General features: G+C 44.9%; 15 protein-coding genes. 9 read left to right on the forward strand and 6 right to left on the reverse strand.

Annotated features, from left to right (window positions below):
* On the forward strand, positions 1 to 597 hold the full coding sequence (locus tag P2A85_RS19490) for a CPBP family intramembrane glutamic endopeptidase (RefSeq protein ID WP_377474855.1): 597 nt from the start codon (positions 1 to 3) through the stop codon (positions 595 to 597).
* A 57-nt stretch (positions 598 to 654) separates the two neighbouring features.
* Here P2A85_RS19490 and P2A85_RS19495 read toward each other — a convergent pair whose 3' ends face one another.
* Positions 655 to 1941 (reverse strand): Glu/Leu/Phe/Val dehydrogenase, encoded by a 1287-nt coding sequence (locus P2A85_RS19495; RefSeq protein WP_377481593.1) that lies wholly within the window; start codon positions 1939 to 1941, stop codon positions 655 to 657.
* Between the two features lie 278 nt (positions 1942 to 2219).
* Here P2A85_RS19495 and P2A85_RS19500 point away from each other — a divergent pair, with 278 nt between their 5' ends.
* A complete protein-coding gene (locus tag P2A85_RS19500; RefSeq protein WP_340550447.1) occupies positions 2220 to 2831 on the forward strand; it encodes a DUF4126 domain-containing protein in 612 nt (203 codons plus the stop codon).
* Positions 2832 to 3519: 688 nt separating this feature from the next.
* Here the strand turns inward: P2A85_RS19500 and hemH are convergent.
* Entirely contained in the window at positions 3520 to 4683 is a 1164-nt protein-coding gene (gene hemH / locus P2A85_RS19505) for a ferrochelatase (protein ID WP_371122821.1), read from the reverse strand.
* 235 nt (positions 4684 to 4918) lie between these two features.
* Positions 4919 to 6124, reverse strand: a complete 1206-nt coding sequence (locus tag P2A85_RS19510) for a DUF4336 domain-containing protein (RefSeq protein ID WP_377474858.1) — start codon at positions 6122 to 6124, stop codon at positions 4919 to 4921.
* A 204-nt stretch (positions 6125 to 6328) separates the two neighbouring features.
* On the opposite strand from P2A85_RS19510, the gene leuB reads away from it, so the two are divergent.
* Positions 6329 to 7408 carry a 3-isopropylmalate dehydrogenase gene (gene leuB / locus P2A85_RS19515; RefSeq protein WP_377474860.1) on the forward strand — a complete coding sequence of 360 codons (1080 nt, stop codon included), beginning with the start codon at positions 6329 to 6331 and terminating at the stop codon, positions 7406 to 7408.
* Between the two features lie 305 nt (positions 7409 to 7713).
* Here leuB and P2A85_RS19520 read toward each other — a convergent pair whose 3' ends face one another.
* Complete coding sequence (locus P2A85_RS19520) at positions 7714 to 9168, reverse strand: bifunctional orotidine-5'-phosphate decarboxylase/orotate phosphoribosyltransferase (protein ID WP_377474862.1); 1455 nt, start codon at positions 9166 to 9168, stop codon at positions 7714 to 7716.
* 129 nt (positions 9169 to 9297) lie between these two features.
* On the opposite strand from P2A85_RS19520, the gene P2A85_RS19525 reads away from it, so the two are divergent.
* The 5 genes from P2A85_RS19525 to P2A85_RS19545 all read left to right on the forward strand — a co-directional run bounded on the left by P2A85_RS19525 (position 9298) and on the right by P2A85_RS19545 (position 14259).
* Positions 9298 to 9687 (forward strand): pentapeptide repeat-containing protein, encoded by a 390-nt coding sequence (locus P2A85_RS19525; RefSeq protein ID WP_377474864.1) that lies wholly within the window; start codon positions 9298 to 9300, stop codon positions 9685 to 9687.
* A 133-nt stretch (positions 9688 to 9820) separates the two neighbouring features.
* Positions 9821 to 10561, forward strand: coding sequence for a DUF547 domain-containing protein (locus P2A85_RS19530; protein WP_377474866.1), 741 nt, complete (start codon positions 9821 to 9823; stop codon positions 10559 to 10561).
* Positions 10562 to 10790: 229 nt separating this feature from the next.
* On the forward strand, positions 10791 to 12191 hold the full coding sequence (locus tag P2A85_RS19535) for a DUF2157 domain-containing protein (protein WP_377474868.1): 1401 nt from the start codon (positions 10791 to 10793) through the stop codon (positions 12189 to 12191).
* A gap of 84 nt (positions 12192 to 12275) precedes the next feature.
* Positions 12276 to 12977 carry a GDYXXLXY domain-containing protein gene (locus P2A85_RS19540; protein ID WP_377474870.1) on the forward strand — a complete coding sequence of 234 codons (702 nt, stop codon included), beginning with the start codon at positions 12276 to 12278 and terminating at the stop codon, positions 12975 to 12977.
* A gap of 160 nt (positions 12978 to 13137) precedes the next feature.
* A complete protein-coding gene (locus tag P2A85_RS19545) occupies positions 13138 to 14259 on the forward strand; it encodes a hypothetical protein (RefSeq protein ID WP_377474873.1) in 1122 nt (373 codons plus the stop codon).
* Positions 14260 to 14410: 151 nt separating this feature from the next.
* On the opposite strand, the gene P2A85_RS19550 is transcribed toward P2A85_RS19545, so the two are convergent.
* The gene (locus tag P2A85_RS19550; RefSeq protein ID WP_377474875.1) at positions 14411 to 16204 is read right to left on the reverse strand and encodes a metallophosphoesterase family protein; all 1794 of its coding nucleotides are present in this window, start codon (positions 16202 to 16204) and stop codon (positions 14411 to 14413) included.
* Positions 16205 to 16589: 385 nt separating this feature from the next.
* On the opposite strand from P2A85_RS19550, the gene P2A85_RS19555 reads away from it, so the two are divergent.
* Positions 16590 to 16874, forward strand: coding sequence for a hypothetical protein (locus P2A85_RS19555; RefSeq protein ID WP_371117129.1), 285 nt, complete (start codon positions 16590 to 16592; stop codon positions 16872 to 16874).
* A gap of 128 nt (positions 16875 to 17002) precedes the next feature.
* Here P2A85_RS19555 and galT read toward each other — a convergent pair whose 3' ends face one another.
* Positions 17003 to 18013, reverse strand: a complete 1011-nt coding sequence (gene galT / locus P2A85_RS19560; RefSeq protein ID WP_377474877.1) for a galactose-1-phosphate uridylyltransferase — start codon at positions 18011 to 18013, stop codon at positions 17003 to 17005.
* Positions 18014 to 18044 lie beyond the last annotated feature (31 nt).

The raw sequence follows: 18044 nt of genomic DNA on the forward strand, positions 1-18044 counted from the left end.
GTGGCAGAAAAAATCCCCGAAAATCCCGAATTTGAACCATTGACACGCACCCAAGTTTTAGTAGCAATGGGCGTGACAGCAATTATATTGCTGGCGGTAGCTAAATTGTGGTTACTATTTGGATCGGTATCGCTTTTGCCAGTCAAATTAATCGGAATTGACTTACTCAAAGGATGTGCGATCGGATTAGTCATTTCCGGCGGTAGTGCGATCGTTTATCACCTCTGGCCCGGTTATCGGCGCAGTGCCAACGTTTACCTAGAAGTAGTCCTCAAACCCTTATTTTGGCCAGATTTAATTTGGTTGGGATTGTTACCCGGACTTAGCGAAGAATTGCTATTTCGAGGCGTGATGATGTCGGCATTAGGATTAAATGCTACCGGTTTAATTTTATCCAGTTTTTGCTTTGGCATTTTGCACCTAGGAGGCATCGATCAGTGGCCCTACGCAGTTTGGGCAACTGCTGTGGGCTTGCTATTAGGCTACAGTTTTTTAGATACTGGAAACTTGTTAGTCCCAATTTTAGCTCATATTTGTACAAATCTGATTTCAAGCTGTGTTTGGAAGTGGGAAAACCAAACAACCAATCGATTTTAAAATTGTGTAACAGGCCCTCCAGCCTGTTCACAGCTTGGTTTTTACGAGGTATCTTATTTAACCGTTAACATAATAATTGCGCGTTCCCTTCGCATTCATCGCTTCTCCCAGTCGGTTTAACCCATAGACGTAAGCAGCAGTTCTCATACAAACTGATAACTCCTGAGCTATTTTCCAGATAGCCTCAGTTTCTTCCACCATTTTATGCTTCAAGCGCTGATTAACTTCCTCCAGACTCCAATAAAGTCCGCTACGGTTTTGCACCCACTCAAAGTAACTAACCGTTACGCCTCCAGCATTGACTAAAATATCAGGAATTACCTGAATTCCCCTGGCTTCTAAAATCAAATCAGCAGCGGAATCAATGGGACCATTAGCTACTTCAAAAATAAACTTAGCCTGAATGCTATCAACATTTGCTTCGGTGATTTGATTTTCCAAAGCCGCGGGAATCAACACATCTACATCTAAAGCTAAAATTTGCTGATTAGTCAAAATTTCGTGTTCGACAATATTGCAAACAGACCCTTCACAATAAATAGCTTTGATACCTTTATTCGAGTCTTTAAAACTGCGAATGCTGGGAATATCCAAACCTTGTGTAGCATAAATCCCCCCTTGGGAATCGCTAACTGCCACAACTTTGTAACCTGCTTTCCAGAGTAGTTCTGCTATTTCTGCACCGGCATTGCCAAAACCTTGTACTGCTACAGTGGTATTTTGAGGAAGTAACTCACATTTTCCCAGAATATTTTCTAATACAAAAAAAGCCCCGGTTGCGGTAGCCGTATCTCTACCTAAACTACCACCAATTGTTACGGGTTTACCAGTGACAACCGCTGGACAAAGTTGCCGTTTGATGGTATTATATTGATCCATCATCCAACCCATAATCATGGGATTTGTGTAAACATCAGGTGCGGGAATATCGATATCTGGACCAATGAAATCGGCGATCGCATCCACATAGCCGCGGCTCAATCTTTCCAATTCCAGTTTAGACAATTCCTTGGGATTTACAGTAATTCCTCCCTTGGCGCCTCCAAAGGGCAAGTTCAAAACTGCACATTTAAAAGTCATCCAAAATGCTAAGGATTGCACTTCGTCCAGGGATACTTTGGGATGGTAGCGCACTCCTCCTTTGGACGGGCCTCTGGTATTGTCGTAGCGCACTCGATAACCTTGAAAAATTCGCAGAGAACCATCGTCCATCCGCACGGGAATTGATACAATTAAACTAGATTTGGGATATTTGAGCCGTTCGATCGTATCCTCGGAAAGGGATACATATTTTAAGGCTCGTTCTAATCGGCGGCTGGCATCAGTAAACAATGATTCAGACATAATTAAGAAGGAAGAAGGAATCGGAAATTCGGAAGCAGATTTGCTCAGCAATTTAACTTAATAATACTTATATACACTGACAACAGTCAACAGCTTTGTCTCGATCGACTATCTGCCATCGGCAACCACAAATTAAGCATTTAGACTTACAATAGACAGTAATAGTGAACTCAAGGCAAAACTTGAGCTCGATCGCTTGAATCAAAGCCAGCCATTAGGGTAATTAAATTCTGACATCGATCGACTAATTAACTCACCTTCTTAACTAAATAATTATTATGGTTGGACTCCTAGCTGCCCTCTCTGCGTCGGCGGCGGGGGGTATGAGAATTGCCATGCCCCTGCTGTTAATTGGTTTGTTACGCATCGATAAACTTTGGTCAGAAATACCTCTATTGTCGGGGCTTCACCCCCAAGTGGTGATAGCAATTTTGGTGAGTTGGTCGCTATTAGAATTATTTGCTTCTAAAACCTTTGTGGGACAGCGGGTGTTGCAAATTGTGCAAGTTATTTTCAGCCCCATTGTAGGAGCAATTATGGCAATTGCGATCGCTCAGGTAAGTTCCATCGACGAACTTGTTGCCCACCCTTGGATGCTGTGGATTATTGGTGTTGTCGGAGGTTTGTTGGCTTTAGTGCTGCAACTGGTGCAAGCAGGATGGCTTTATCGGCTGAAGGTGTTGCCGATGTGGCTGATTTTTGTTCAAGACGCTTTGTGTATTGCTTTGGTGTTATTTGCCTTCGATGCGCCGCGGCAAGGGGGATTGATTGCGATGCTGCTGCTGTGGCTGGCAATTCGCAGTTCTAAAGAGTGGTATCGCTGGTACAGGAGTCAAGCAACACAGGGGTTATTAGGAAATCCCCGTCAAGGTAAACGCGATCCAGATTAATTTAATAATTGGTTATTAGTTATTAGTTATTGGTTATTGGTTATTGGTTATTAGTTATTAGTTAATTGCTACCAATACCCAATGCCCAATTCTCTCCCCCATCCCCCATCCCCCCTAGGGGGGAGAGCTAGCTCCGGTTCCCCTCCAGGGAGGGGCTAGGGGTGGGTATGATTCCCCATCGTCGGTCGTTTTCTTGAGAAACCGCCCAGGGGGTAGGGAGGGAGCTAGCTCCGGTTCCCCTCCAGGGAGGGGCTAGGGGTGGGTATGATTCCCCATCGTCGGTCGTTTTCTTGAGAAACCGCCCAGGGGGTAGGGAGGGAGCTAGCTCCGGTTCCCCTCCAGGGAGGGGCTAGGGGTGGGTATGATTGCCCATCATCGTTTTCTTGAGAAACAGCCCAGGGGGTAGGGAGGGAGCTAGCTCCGGTTCCCCTCCAGGGAGGGGCTAGGGGTGGGTATGATTCCCCATCGTCGGTCGTTTTCTTGAGAAACAGCCCAGGGGGTAGGGAGGGAGCTAGCTCCGGTTCCCCTCCTGGGAGGGGCTAGGGGTGGGTATGATTCCCCATCGTCGGTCGTTTTCTTGAGAAACCGCCCAGGGGGTAGGGAGGGAGCTAGCTCCGGTTCCCCTCCAGGGAGGGGCTAGGGGTGGGTATGATTCCCCATCGTCGGTCGTTTTCTTGAGAAACCGCCTTTAAAGTAAGCCGATCGAATGTAAAGGGCCGTGACCGGTAATTAACTCCAGCAAAAGTGCCATAAAACCAATCATCGCCACACGACCATTCCAGACTTCCGCCCCCGTAGTCAAACCCCATTCCCACTGCTCTTGAGGGTACATCTTCACTTTCTTAGAAGGGCGTACCACATCAGAGAACTTAACACTGGGAGATTCCAGCGACTCGATGACTAAATCAGCCAAAGCCTCAATAAACACCGGATGAGTATTTAGGGCCGGCACTCGGTAGAAATTTTGAATTCCCGACTCTTGGGCCAATTCTCGATACTCCATGTCAATTTCTTGCAGAGTTTCGATGTGCTCGGACACAAAACTAATCGGAACTACTAACAAATCTTCGACTCCATTAGCCGCCAGTTCGGTAATAGCATCTTCGGTGTAAGGCTTGAGCCATTCCACCGGGCCGACCCGACTTTGATAGGCGAGAGTGTGTTCGTTCGATCGATTCAAATGCTCCATAATCAGACGAGTACAATCTTCTATCTCGCGCTGATAAGGGTCTCCAGCCTCTTCTACATAGCTGACAGGGACACCGTGGGCGCTAAAAAAGATATGAACTCGATCGGAATTAGGAATATGGTCTAATTCCTGGGCGATCAATTCAGACATTGCCTGAATGTAGCCTGGACGATGATACCAAGAAGGGATAGCGGTATATTCAATATCCTTGAGTTCTGGATCTTTTCCCCAGATTTCTTCTAGCTGTCGGAAACTAGAACCGCTGGTACTGATGGAAAATTGAGGATACAGTGGCAATATTGCCAACTGTTCGATCCCATCGCGCTTAATTTGGGCAATGGCCTCTTCGGTAAAAGGATGCCAGTAGCGCATCCCCACATAAACACGCGCATCTTTTCCCTTGGACTCCAAGAGCTTTTGCAGCGCTAGCCCTTGTTCGTCTGTGATGCGACGCAAAGGAGAGCCGCCCCCGATTTGGCGGTAGTTTGCCTGGGATTTCTGAAAACGCAGGGTTGAAATCAACCAGGCGAGTGGTTTCTGCAACCAGGGAAACGGCAGGCGAATAATTTCCGGGTCAGCGAACAAGTTGAACAGGAAAGGGCGGACATCCTCGATTTTATCGGGTCCGCCCAAGTTTAATAGCAATACTCCCACACGGCCCATAACGGTTACAGCTCTCTCATCGTCCAGTTCTGTTACTTATTTTATTGACATACTCACCGCTCTGTGAGGGCGGTGACTCTTGACAGTTGACGGGGATGTGCTACCGAGGCAGTCTTACCTTCCCTCTTTGTCCATTTAGAGTCGTGCCGATGCCCCATGCCGACTTTATAATATAACTTTATAATATCTTAAGTCGATAGCAACGTATACATAATTTTGACTTTGGCAATAATTGCTAAACTTTCTCCTTAGCTGGCGGGACAATACCAATTTTATTTAAACCTGCATCAATATCCCTAAGTAATTGAAAATCTGCTTCTGGCAAAAGGTTGACATCAGAGTGTTTTTCCAGAAAAGAAAATGCTTGCCGAAATTCACGAGAATTAGCTGCGACGGGACAATCAAAGTGACAGGGTATCACTCTTTCAAAATCCCAACTCGCCACTTGATGGACCCAATCGAGGGTTTCCTGGGGTGCGCGATTGAGAATCAAAGCTTGCAAAATCGGTGCGACAAACAATCGCCCTCCGGACCGCAAGGCCTCAAACGATCGCCCCCAATCCGCTTGCCACCTGAAGGGAAACAAGCCGAAATAGGCTCTGGCAGAACGTTCATGGGCTTTGAGTGCCCCTGCTAATACAGATGACCATGATGGCACTTCCAACACGCTAGGACGAAAATACATGGCAAATAGAGCTATTCTCTGCCACCCTTTGCGCCGATTTTCCTGAGTTTCTGCCACGGGTTCCGAGGCGCTTTCCTTGGCATGAAATAATAAGGGATAAGAGTCGAGTTGGACGATCGCCGGTGGATTTTCAGGGATCGAAACCACAGAATCTGTTACCATCAGCGTGCGCGATCGCCTGTGAAATAGCGCCACTTCCGCAAACCAACCTAAGCGAAGGTCGATCGGACCTAGAATCGCCACATCAAATTGATCCGCAAAAGGCGCTTTGCTGCTGTCAGGGGAAAGTACAAAGGTGCGTTTAGCGGGAAAACCCAGCCAACTCAGGGGTAAATTCAGCGGAAAACTCCAATGCTGCGGGGCGACAAACACCAGGGCGGTGGGAAAACACCTAGCAAAGGGGCCGACAAAAACCTTGTGTTCGATGCCAGAAATAGTTGTCAGCAGGATATACTTAACCTCACCATGTTCTGCCACCAACTCGTTGAGCAAGCGGATACATTCAGGAGTAGGTGCCACGGGGGCGTAGACGAGAAGGCCTTCGGGTTCGAGTTTAATCACCGTCATCCGAATCGGGACAACGACGTAGAAAATGCCCTGAAGTTGGTCAAAAGTCCAGATTGTGTCCTTAACGATTTCCTTGCGGATTGTCCGCCGCCTGCTGTAGGGATAGATGGGGACTAGGGGCCAAAAAGGCCAGGAAAAGTCCTTGGAATCAATCTGTTCTGATATTGGTGTATCTTCGCCTGCTGTCACGGAGAGACTCCTTCCAAATTGCTGTACGTGCGATCGAACTATAGCCGAAGCAAGAAGGAAGAAGGAAGCAGGAAGCAGGAAAATGCAATAAAAAGCAATGATTTAAGTAATTATAAACCTTTTTACTACAAACAACTTTCTCAAGTTTTAGGTAACTTGTCCTGATATAATCATAAGTTCGCAAAATTTATCAACTTAGTAGCTATGACACAAAACTACCGCATCACTCTTTTACCCGGAGACGGAATCGGTCCTGAAATTATCGCAGTAGCAGTAGATGTCCTAAAAATTGTCGGGAAACAATTAGACATCGGCTTTAAATTTCAAGAAGCTTTAATGGGAGGTGCTGCTATTGATGAAACAGGCAACCCACTCCCCGATGAAACCCTAGAAATTTGCCGCAACAGCGATGCTATATTATTAGCAGCCATCGGCGGTTACAAGTGGGATAATTTACCCCGCGAACAACGGCCAGAAACGGGACTTTTAGGGCTGCGTGCCGGATTAGGTTTGTTTGCTAATTTGCGTCCCGCGACTATTTTACCTCAATTAGTTGATGCTTCTTCTTTGAAAAAGGAAGTTGTCGAAGGTGTGGATATTATGGTGATCCGCGAATTGACTGGGGGCATTTATTTTGGGAAGCCGAAGGGTATTTTTCAAACGGAAACTGGGGAAAAACGCGGTGTCAATACCATGGCTTATACCGAGTCAGAGATCGATCGAATCGGGCGAGTAGCTTTTGAGACGGCGATGAAGCGTGGGAAAAGGCTGTGTTCCGTGGATAAAGCGAATGTTTTGGATGTTTCGCAACTGTGGCGCGATCGCATAATTGCCCTTTCCTCAGAATACCCTGATGTGGAACTTTCCCACCTCTACGTTGACAATGCAGCAATGCAGTTAATCCGGTGGCCAAAACAGTTCGATACAATTGTAACTGGCAATTTATTCGGTGACATTCTTTCTGATGCCGCAGCAATGTTAACTGGTAGTATTGGAATGCTACCTTCTGCTAGTTTGGGTGCCACAGGACCGGGAGTTTTTGAACCAGTTCACGGTTCTGCACCGGATATTGCGGGACAAGATAAAGCCAATCCGATCGCCCAAGTTTTGAGTGCAGCCATGATGTTACGATATGCTTTGAACCAACCGCAAGCCGCGACTAAGATTGAGCAAGCGGTGGTGGAAGTTTTGGACCGAGGTTATCGCACTGGTGATATCATGTCAGAAGGCATGAAACTTGTCGGTTGTCGGGCGATGAGCGATGCTTTGATGGAAGTTTTGTAAAGTCGATCGAATAATCTGGTAGGGGCATCGCCCGCCCCATTGGTGTCAACTTAAGCCTGAAAGCCTTGATAAATGTCGTTTTTACCATAGTCCAGATCCCCCTAAATCCCCACCCCCCCCTAGCCCCCCCACCCCCCCCTGCCCCCCCAAGGGGGGATGGGGGAAGGGGGACTTTGATCGGACTCTTGTCCCCCCCTTCTTAAGGGGGGCTAGGGGGGATCTGGATTTAAGAGTCAAACAGCAATCTCTGACTGGATTTGAGCTTAAGTTGACACCTATGCGCCCGCCCCTACAGGAATTGGGGTTTAATGTTCCGCAGTCAAAAGATGAAATTGCTCCGTATCAATCCGATTTGCTTGATACAAAATCTGAGCAATTTCCGAAAGCGCTAACACAGAATGGGCTCGATAACCATTCACCAGCAATTTATCTTTTACTCCCTGTTCGTGGTCAATCAAAACCACAATATCTTCCACATTCAACCCAGCAGATTGCAACTTAGCTGCACCTTCCATCACACTCTTGCCGCTAATCAAAATATCATCCACTACCACAATAGTTTCTCCAGCCTGAAAATGCCCCTCAATTAACTTCCCCGCACCATAAGTTTTCACCTCCTTGCGTGGGAAAATCATCGGGCGTTCCATCCGCAAAGCTAAACCCGTTGCTGTGGGTAAGGAACCATAGGGGATTCCCGCAATGCGATCGAATTTTAAGCCTTTGAGAATTTCTGCATAGGCGCTGACTATTTGGTGAAAAATTTGCGGAATTGAGATGATTTTTCGCAAGTCAATGTAATATGGAAATACTGCTCCTGATGCTTGTACGTGGTCGCCAAAAACTACGCAGCCAATATCATAAAGTTGCAAAATTAAATCCCGGTGAGGTTCTGGCTGTAAAAAGCAAACATCCGGTAGCCATAATTCGCAAGTAGGACTACCTGCGATCGCCCTTAGTCGCTGTTCGTTAATATTATCCCGCAATTTCTGAATTTCTAAGCGTGGGTCTTGACTGGCGAATAAACTAGGGGGGATTGGTAGCAATAAACCTTCACCATTCTTACTTAAACCGGCCGCCAGCAATTCTGCAAGGTCGTTTTGTTCTGTCAAGTCATTTTGTTCTGGGATGTCTCCTTCAACTAAAATTAGGCGTTCGGGAGCGGCTTGGCGAATCCGCGCTAACATATCCGGCATTACTCCTACTTGTAAACCGAGTTTTTCGGGGGTTCCCCAAGTCTGAGAAACTCGGACTAATTGCAGGTACAAAGGATTTTCTGGTGTTGGGTATTCTTGTAAAGCGGCGGCGGTGGGATTGGCAGTGGCACAAAGGACAAAAACAGTTTTGTTTGGATATAATAAAAAGGGCGCTACTTGGTCGAATCCTGCATAGGGACTCAAAGTAACAGCGTCAACTTGCCAGTCTTCAAATACGGTTTTGGCAAATACGGTGCTGGTGTTTAAATCGCAGTGTTTGGCATCTAAAATTACGGGAATGTGAGGAGGAATAATTGCTAATATTTGTTGCAGTAGTTCCCAGCCGGGAATGCCGAGAGTTTGGTAAAAACCTAGGGTGATTTTGCACGCACTAATTAAGTCTGCTGTTTGGTCGATCGCCCATTTAGCTTTTGCCAAGAAATCTGTGGTTATGGACAGTGTATCTGGGAAAGTTTCGGGTTGGGGGTCTAGGGTCAAATACAGCAAACTTTGATTGCTTTCAATGGCTGCTAACAGTTTGTCGCCGATTTTTTTTTGATTAATCATGGGGATTGGGGAATGATAATTAAACAATCAGAATGGGCTGTGAAAATTGGGATAGGAGTTTTGCGGAAGATATCGATCGCAGTTGAAGTTTAAATTGAGAATGTTTTAAAATTGTAGAATATTAATACCATGAAATCTCTAATTTTGGGTTCTGTTTCCTTTGGATTGATGCTTGGCCTAGTAACAACGACGATAGCAGCTAACCCCCAACAACTCAACCAGTTGCGGGAAACTAACCAGTGTCAAGGTTGCGATTTGAGAAGCGTTCCTTTACCGGAGGTGAATTTGGCAAATGCTGATTTGCAAGAGGCAGATTTGAGGGGGGCGAATCTGAGAGGGGCTAATTTAAGTGGGGCTTCTCTGAGTGGGGCTTCTCTGAGTGGGGCTTCTTTGCGACAGGCTAATTTACAAGGTGCAGATTTGACTGATGCTAATTTACAAGGTGCGGATTTGACGGGGGCTAATTTGGACAATGCTAAGCTCAAAGGTGCGACTTGGGTTGATGGTACTATTAAATAGGATGAGGGTGTGTTTGGAAACCCAGAACGCCCCTTAGCCCCCTTTAATTAGGGGGTGAAAAGAGTAGTCAATAGACAAAACAGAAAACTGGTTTGTAGTAAAGATTTTAGTCCTTAAAAAAAAGTAAATTGTAATGACAAATACGATCGCCTTTAAGACTTGGGACAATTTGCTACACACCTATGTTGACGATTTTGGCCGTGTGAATTATCGGCGCTGGAAAGCTGAGTCGGCGGATGTTTTGAGACAGTGGCTGGAAAGTTTGGCGGATGTGGACTTGGCTGCGGAGACAGATGCGGATGTGCGGCTGGCTTTGTGGCTGAATGTCTATAATGCGATCGCCATTGCTCAAGTTATTGAAGTATATCCGATCGCCTCCATCCGTCCCAAAGTTTTGGGAATTCCCAACTGGCTGAGCTTTTTGGATTTCTTCACCCGTTCAACTTGGACAATTGGGGGGAAAAAGTACAGTCTCAATCAAATCGAACACGGGATTTTGCGCCGGGATTTTGCGGAACCGCGCATCCATTTTGCCTTGGTTTGCGCTGCTGTGGGATGTCCGATGTTGCGTCGCGGGGCTTATTTCCGGGAGTCGGTACTAACTCAACTGGAAGCAGATGCTAAAGGTTTTATCAATAATCCTGATAAGGTGAAGTACGATGCTGGGAAAAAGACCCTTTATTTGAGTAAGATTTTTGATTGGTACGGTGAGGATTTTGTGAAGGTGGCGGGTTCGGTGGCTGGGTATGTGGGTGGTTATTTGGGCGCGGATGTGGCTGTGGGGGATGAATGTGCGATCGTTTTTTTGCCCTATGATTGGAATTTGAATCGGGTTGAGGATGGATTAAGATTAAATGAACCGCGAAGACGCTAAGGACGCGAAGGAAGAACCTCCCCCTGTCGCAAGGGGGGAAAGAAGAAGATGCAGTTATGACTTCGCGATCTTCGCGTCTTCGCGGTTATTTCAAATAATTAAAAACACTATAATGATTGATATCAAATCTGCTGTGCAACTTCCACAGGTGTCCCACCTTCCACCTACAATTACTCGATCGCTGACATATTGAAAGCTATCACCGCTCAAATCCTCTGGAATATACACCATGATTTCAGATCAATTTCGACGAGAATTGCGATCGCAAGCTAAACTCTGGGAAGCAGAAGGACTGATCGATACTTCATTGTACCAACAACTTGCCGATCGCTACCAATTCCACACCCTCGAAAGCGCCTCCCGCAACCGATTCCTGGGCATTCTCATCAGTCTCGGCAGCATTCTCCTCGCCCTAGGAGTCATCACGTTTGTAGCAGCAAACTGGCAAGTTTGGTCGCGAGAATCCAGAGTTGCACTGTTATTAAGTTTATTCGTAGCAGTGAATGCAGCAGGTTTCTATCTGTGGCGAATTCCCCCATCCCGCAGCAAAAACTCTAATCCAAATATACCCCTAATCAAAGGGCGAAACAAACTTTTAGGTGAAGGATTGTTGCTATTAGGAGCTCTGATTTTAGGAGCAAATATGGCACTGATGGCGCAAATGTTTCATATTGGCGGTTCTGCTTACGGACTTTTCCTCGCTTGGGGAATCGGCGTACTTGGAATGGCTTACAGTTTGCGGTTGACTTCCTTGGGCGTTTTGTCAGCACTTTTAGTTGGTTTAGGCTATTGGCTAGCTGTGTTAGATTGGTCTTCCAAAGTCGAGTTTTCTTGGCTGGAAATTTTGGTGCGACAAATGCCGATCGCCGCCAGTATCATGTTTATACCACTAGCTTATTGGTGTCGATCGCGTGCTATATTTGCCCTAGGTGCGATCGTCCTCGTTTTTTCCCTACAAGCTTCCATAGTCCAAGGGTTAAATCCAAGCTGGGGCGCTGCAATTTTTTGCGCCCTACCACCCGCTTTGTTGTGGGGATACGACGATGCAATGTGGCCGAATATAGACAGCAGAGTGTTTCAAGCTACCGCCCGCAGTTTAGCATTGATATTTTTGGCTGGTCTTTTTTACTTTTTTTCCTTCCACTGGCTGTGGCAAGATTCCCCCGCTCCTTCGCAAGTTCCCCTGGATTGGAGTGTTTTGACAAATGTCATTGTTTTCGGTGCTTTAACGGTGTTTGAGTGGCTGCATTTGGGACGTTTGGAACTGCGCCGACCAAAACAAAAAGGAGTGGATTTGACCACAGGTGCGATCGCCATTGCGATCGTCATCAGCGCCTTAATACCGTTTTACCATCTCAATGTTTCTCCTCTCCCCCAATTAGCAACTTTTCTGTTTAACGTTTTATTATTTCTGCTAGCGGTGGGTTTAATTCGAGAAGGTTTAGCACTAGGAAACCGCCGGAGTTTTTGGGGCGGGATGGTATTGGTAACTTTACAAATTATCAGCAGATTGTTTGAATACAATACAGAATTATTGCTGAAATCTTTTGTATTTGTGCTGTGTGGCATTGGTGTAATTGCCGCTGGCTTGTGGTTCGAGCGACACTTCGCCACCATCAAAGACGAATAAAAATCATTCATCTCTCTATCTTCTCTTCCTCTGCGGACTCTGCGTTCTCTGTGGTTTAATAATTCCCAAACAACCGTCAACAATATGAACACAAACAACATTGACTTATTAACTGAAAATCCAGAACAAACAAATTTGTTTCAGCTTCCCCCGGAAGCAAAACGTATTCCAGCGTGGCGAATGTGGATTCCTTTATTGCTCCAAATTGGACTAATTATCACCGTACCAGCTTCGGCAGTCTACACTTTTGTCACTGGTAAAACAGTGGTTTTGCAAACAGTACCGGCAGACCCTTACGATTTAATGCGCGGATATTACCAAGTTTTGAGTTATGATATTTCTCAGCAAAATAATCTCCAAAAATTACCGGGATGGAAAGAGTTACCAAGCGACAAACAACCTTGTCCATCCGGTGTTGTTTGCCCAGAATCAAAGAATTACAATGTCAAGTCGGGAACCAGTTTTTATGTGATTTTGGAATCGCCCAAAACCCAGACCAATGCTGGTCGTCCCCAAGCTTGGAAACCAGTCCGCGTTAGTTTAGAAAATCCCCCGAATTTACCTGCAAATCAAATCGCCATTCAGGGTAAATATAATGGCTGGCAGATGGAATATGGTTTGGAAACTTATTATATGCCAGAAAATGAAAGGGAAAAGGTCAATCAGGAGATTGGGGAAGCTCAAAGGGCACAGCGGGAATCTTTTGTGGTAGAAGTGAAGGTGGACAAAACAGGTCATGCAGTGCCTGTGAGTCTGTGGGTGCGACAGCGCAATTATCGCTTTTAGCTACGGGGTCGATCGACCGTTGTCACAAAAATTGAGTATTTATGCTGATTTGAGTGGGAATTACGGGCGATCGAGTCTTAAATTGCCGTAAGATATATAGACTTGTGCAAATCTTGCAAATTCAACAAGGGCACAAGTTCTGACTCTACTGGAGCTTCTCATGTTAGCCTCGCTAATCTCTTCCAGACGCATACTCAAAGCCCAACTACTCGAATTTTTAGGACTCCCTGACAATTGCCCAGACAAAACAGACCACCTCGTCAGCACAATTGTATCCGTGGTGGAGGTAAACCCAGCCGAACAAGAAAGATTTTGGGAGACATTCAAAAGTGAATTAGCCGTCGAGCCAGTAGAATTAGAAAAACTGCTCAAATGTTCCTCAAAAGAACGCCAACAATGGATTGAACAAGGCAAACTCCCTGTTTTAGAATATCGCACTTTCCTCAAATCAGGAATTCATTTAGAATATCCCGTTCACGACAGAAGATTCATCTTGACTCTCTCACAAACCGATATTAATAGTTGGCGAAAAGAACCAAAAGGGCAGATTCAGAATAATCGCAAAACAGCCACCCCAATCAGTCGAGAAAGCCAGCAAGAAAAGGCAGACTCGCGATTAGCTTTTAGTTCAGCTTGGTCAAAAATTATTGCCGACTGGGAAGAACAAGGTTCTGCTGAAATTTCTGCAACTTTCCAGCTAGCTTACTGGACAGTCTGGGCTTCGCGGTGGGCCAAAGAAAATCAGCTTAACAGCGCCAAAGCTATTGAAGATAACGAAATTTACGAAATTAATCGGCAGCAATGGTATCAGCGCAAAAATCAAGCAGTCAAGGTACTGATTGAAATGCCTTATGCTATGCTCTACTTTTATCGTCCCCACGATGCTGACAAATTGTATCTCGAACTTTGTGACGACCACCAGGAAATGATGAAAGATGATTACTGTTGGGACAAGTGGGATTTTTTCTATCAAAACCGCAAACTTGTAAATAAGTGTCGCGACTGCGTTTACTGCGAAACCAAAGATTATTATTCCCTTTATTATCTGGAAATCAAGAGTGACAAATTTCCTGATTTTAGTTTTTCTTACCACACGCCGTACACCATTGGTAGAAAGTTTTTGCCACATCCAGAAACCATACCGTATGTAGATCACGTAGAACAGGATGGTATTTTTCGCTTCGGGAGGCCGCTGCTGGAACAGGAGAAACTGATTCATACTGAAGAGGATGTATTGCTCAAGTTTGACGCAGCTTTAGCAGAAGCAAGAAAGTTTATTTAGTGATTATAGAACTTACGCACAGCATCTACATATAGATTTTTGTAGCGGCTGTGCGTCAGCCTTAATTAATTGAGAACAATCGATGATTTTTTGAATTTAAATCCATCAAAATTTACTACTAACGTACACCAACAATCTCCTAAACCCCCCCCTACAGGCTGGTTGATGAACTTTTTAACTTAAATTCGTCAAATTTTACCACTTCTGATTCTGGTTTTCTGGTATCAAAATAGTAGCTAGTCACAACACCATCACCGGTATCAAAAATACTGAAAACTGTAATATCATTACTGTCAATATATGGCAGTTGTTTGCCATCTGCTAATAGCGGCGCAATTGTTGGGATCGCAGGATTTAAACCGTTGGGATCTCCTGTTGCACTGTAATCTTCATCATAGGCTGGTGGCACGAATCTGCGTTTTTCGCCGAAGAAAGCGCCATAACTGTTGCCAACATTAGAAGTCTCTAAAAAGTGCATTCCGCTGGCACTGACAAACCGATTCCACAGGTGGGAATGTCCGTACAATACTAACTGTACTTTGGCTTTTTCTAGCAGCGGAATAACATCTCTAATAATATAATCTTGTTTTTTTGGGTACTCGTAACGTATCATCTTAATTGTACCTTCTGCATCGCGATCGATTATTTGCACTGGGTCAGTATAAGCAGGTACAATATTATCGCCTAGAGAATGGGGCGGGTGATGAAACATCACAAATTTATATTTTGCTTGTTGGAATTCGGGGCTATTTAACTCTTTTTGCAGCCAATTATATTGAGGGCTACCCTTGACAATAGGCTCAAAAATATGCTGTCCATAGCCCCATTTTTCAAAATTATTAAAATCTTCGTTACGTTCCCGATATCTGCCTTTCGCAGCGGGGTCTAGGTTGGGAGTTCGCCAGATATTCGTAATATACAAAGTCACTAGCCGCACGTCACCAAAAGTCACAGCATAGTAATTTTTGTCACCGGGAAGAGTGAAAATTTCCCTATAGGTATCGTTATTAAAAGTATGGTTTTTTAGCCAAGTATCTTTGTCTTTTACGGCTGACTTTTCAGCTTGGGATTGGTAGATTTTCTCGGCAGCAGCGCGCGGAAAAGGATCGTTGAATTGGTCGTTGAGTTTGCTAACTGTTGAAAATCGGCCCATAATTTCATGGTTGCCAATGGCGGGAAATAAAGGTGCGTGTTGAATCAGTTCGCCGCCGGTGTATATTGTTTGGGTGCCGTTTTTGTCGAGTTGAGAGAAGCCGCGCCCTTGCAAACAGGGAAAGAAAGCGCGGCCGCGGACGTCATCGAACCATTCAGAAGCGCGATCGGCTATATTAACTAAATCGCCCGCCATGAAAACGGCATCAACTTTGCCAATTGTTTCAGCTACTTTTTGGAGATTTGCTGCTGTCATTGGCATCAGTTGATGATCGGAAGTCAGGAGAATTTGGAGGGGAGTCCCTACTATTGGTGTTGGTGAAAGGGTGAAAATTTTGCTGCTGACTGATTGGTTGTCTACTCTTTCACTGGTCACTAAATAAGGAATGGTAACACCGGGAATTAAATTGGTAACTTTTGCTTCATGACGCCAGATATCGCGAACAATTGAATTGTTATCAACAATGCCACGTTTATGAATATCTGAAATGTAGGAGTCTTTGTCTTCGCGAGTGCGACTTAGTTTGGTGGTAGTTGCAATCGCACTTTGATTCAATTCTTCGCCATAAATGACTTTGTTGCTAATACCTGGAAATTCGGTAAACCAGACAACTCGCAAGGAGTTTGCTGTTGGGAGTTGCAGAAATGGATCGGTTAAAAGTTGGGGTTGGTCTAGGTAAGATTTCATAATTAAACCAAACAATAGGACAATTAAAAGCAAGATAGAAAAAAACCAAGGGTTACGAGGGTAATTAGCAGGATTTTCTAAGTCGTCGGGTAGGGGTATCAACATCAGGAAGAAGGAAGAGAAAAATTAATTGAGATTTGAGATTTTTAATTTTAGGCGACTAAGGTTATCGAAAATTTAAGAATCGAATGCAATCTTCTTTCTTTTTTTTCCTTCTCTTACTCCGCGGCCTCTGCGAACTCTGCGGTTAATTAAAAAATATTCATAAAAGAAATAGAACTGCCATAACTAAGATTTTTTAAGATTAAAATCTAGCGCCACACAGTTTAGCATAGGAAGGTCAAAAGGAGATTCGATCGCGATCGCCAAAAAGAACCAAATATATCACTTCCACGGACCGATCGCGATCGCTCTAGGAAATTCAGCGTTAAGATTAAGATAGAATGAGTGACTAATTAGCTGCGAATTCAAGTTCTCGATCAACAGAAGTATGCAAAACCAGACTGACAATGGTTTCAACAATAATTTAGTCGATCGCACCTTTGCTAGTTCAGCAATACCCGATCCGGCAGAATGGGTAAACGAACATCACTTTCTGGCGAATTTTGCCCATCAACTCTCCCATCTCCAACAAAATTTCTCGGATGGGGGCTGGGAAATCGGCGATACTGGCGAGCCCGGTGAGAGTCAATTAGCTATCGACATCAAGATTAGAGAAATATTAAAAGCTAGTTTTAGCGACGACTACTGGCAGTACGTTGAAGGTTTATTTTGATATTAGGCATAGGGCATAGGGCATAGGGCATAGGGCATAGGGCATAGGGCATAGGGCATAGGGCATAGGGCATAGGGCATAGGGCATAGGGCATAGGGCATAGGTGATTCCTTTCCCTTTTTTTATGGCTAGGGCGGATCGATAGGAATTATCGTCGATCGCAAAAAACCAGCACTTTCCTCCGGTAAAGCAGTATTGATAAACATTCCGCTACCCAACTCAAACCCAGCTTGCTTAGAAACCCTGGGAATAATCGCAATATACCAGTGAAAATACTTAGTACCCTGTTCCGCCGTGGGCACTGAGCGGATATTATAGTTGTAATCGGGATTATTCAATCCATAATAAAGCTTAGCCAGTACAGTTTTCAAAGTATCAGCCAAGTCAGAAATCTCTGGATCGGTAATATCATCAAAAGACGAAGCATGGCGGCGGGGAAAAATCCAAATATGAAACGGTGAAAGCGCAGCATAAGGGATAAAAGCCACAAAATGTTTACTCTCAAAAATCACCCTTTCACCAGCAGCTACTTCATCTTCCAAAGTCCGGCAAAACAAACACTCTCCCGTATCGTCAAAATATCTAATAGTTTCATCAATCCGGGTGCGAAATTGACTGGGAACAACAGGGGTAGCTGCTATCTGCGAGTGAGGATGTTCTAGGGAAGTTCCGGCACTTTCACCATGATTTTTGAAGATAATAATTGTTTCAATATGAGGATATTTTCTAATTTCTAAATAACGCTGGCGATATACTACAAGTATATTTTCAACCTCTTCAATGCTTAACAATGCTGTCGTCAAATCATGTCGCGGATGTTCGACAATGACTTCGTGAATCCCCATTCCCGACATCCGGCGATGAATTCCCGATGAAATTCTCAATCCTTCTGCGGTTGGGGAAAGGGCGGGATATTTATTGCGAATGGCCCTAACTTTCCAGTCAGCGCGAGAACCCAAACAGAAAGTTTCCAAAGTTCCATCTTCCTCATTTCCCACACAAAACGGACAATCGGGGCAGTGGGAGGGCAGAAGTTGTGTTACTTTTTTGTGGTTGACGAATTGATCCGGTCTTTTTGCCCGTTCAGTGGCGATGATTACCCAATCTCTGGTAATTAGATTTTGTCTAAGTTCAGACATTTTCTCACCTACATTCTTAGGGTCGAGCTGT

The sequence above is a fragment of the Microcoleus anatoxicus genome, from assembly GCF_042465725.1.
In the GTDB taxonomy this organism is placed as follows: domain Bacteria; phylum Cyanobacteriota; class Cyanobacteriia; order Cyanobacteriales; family Microcoleaceae; genus Microcoleus; species Microcoleus anatoxicus.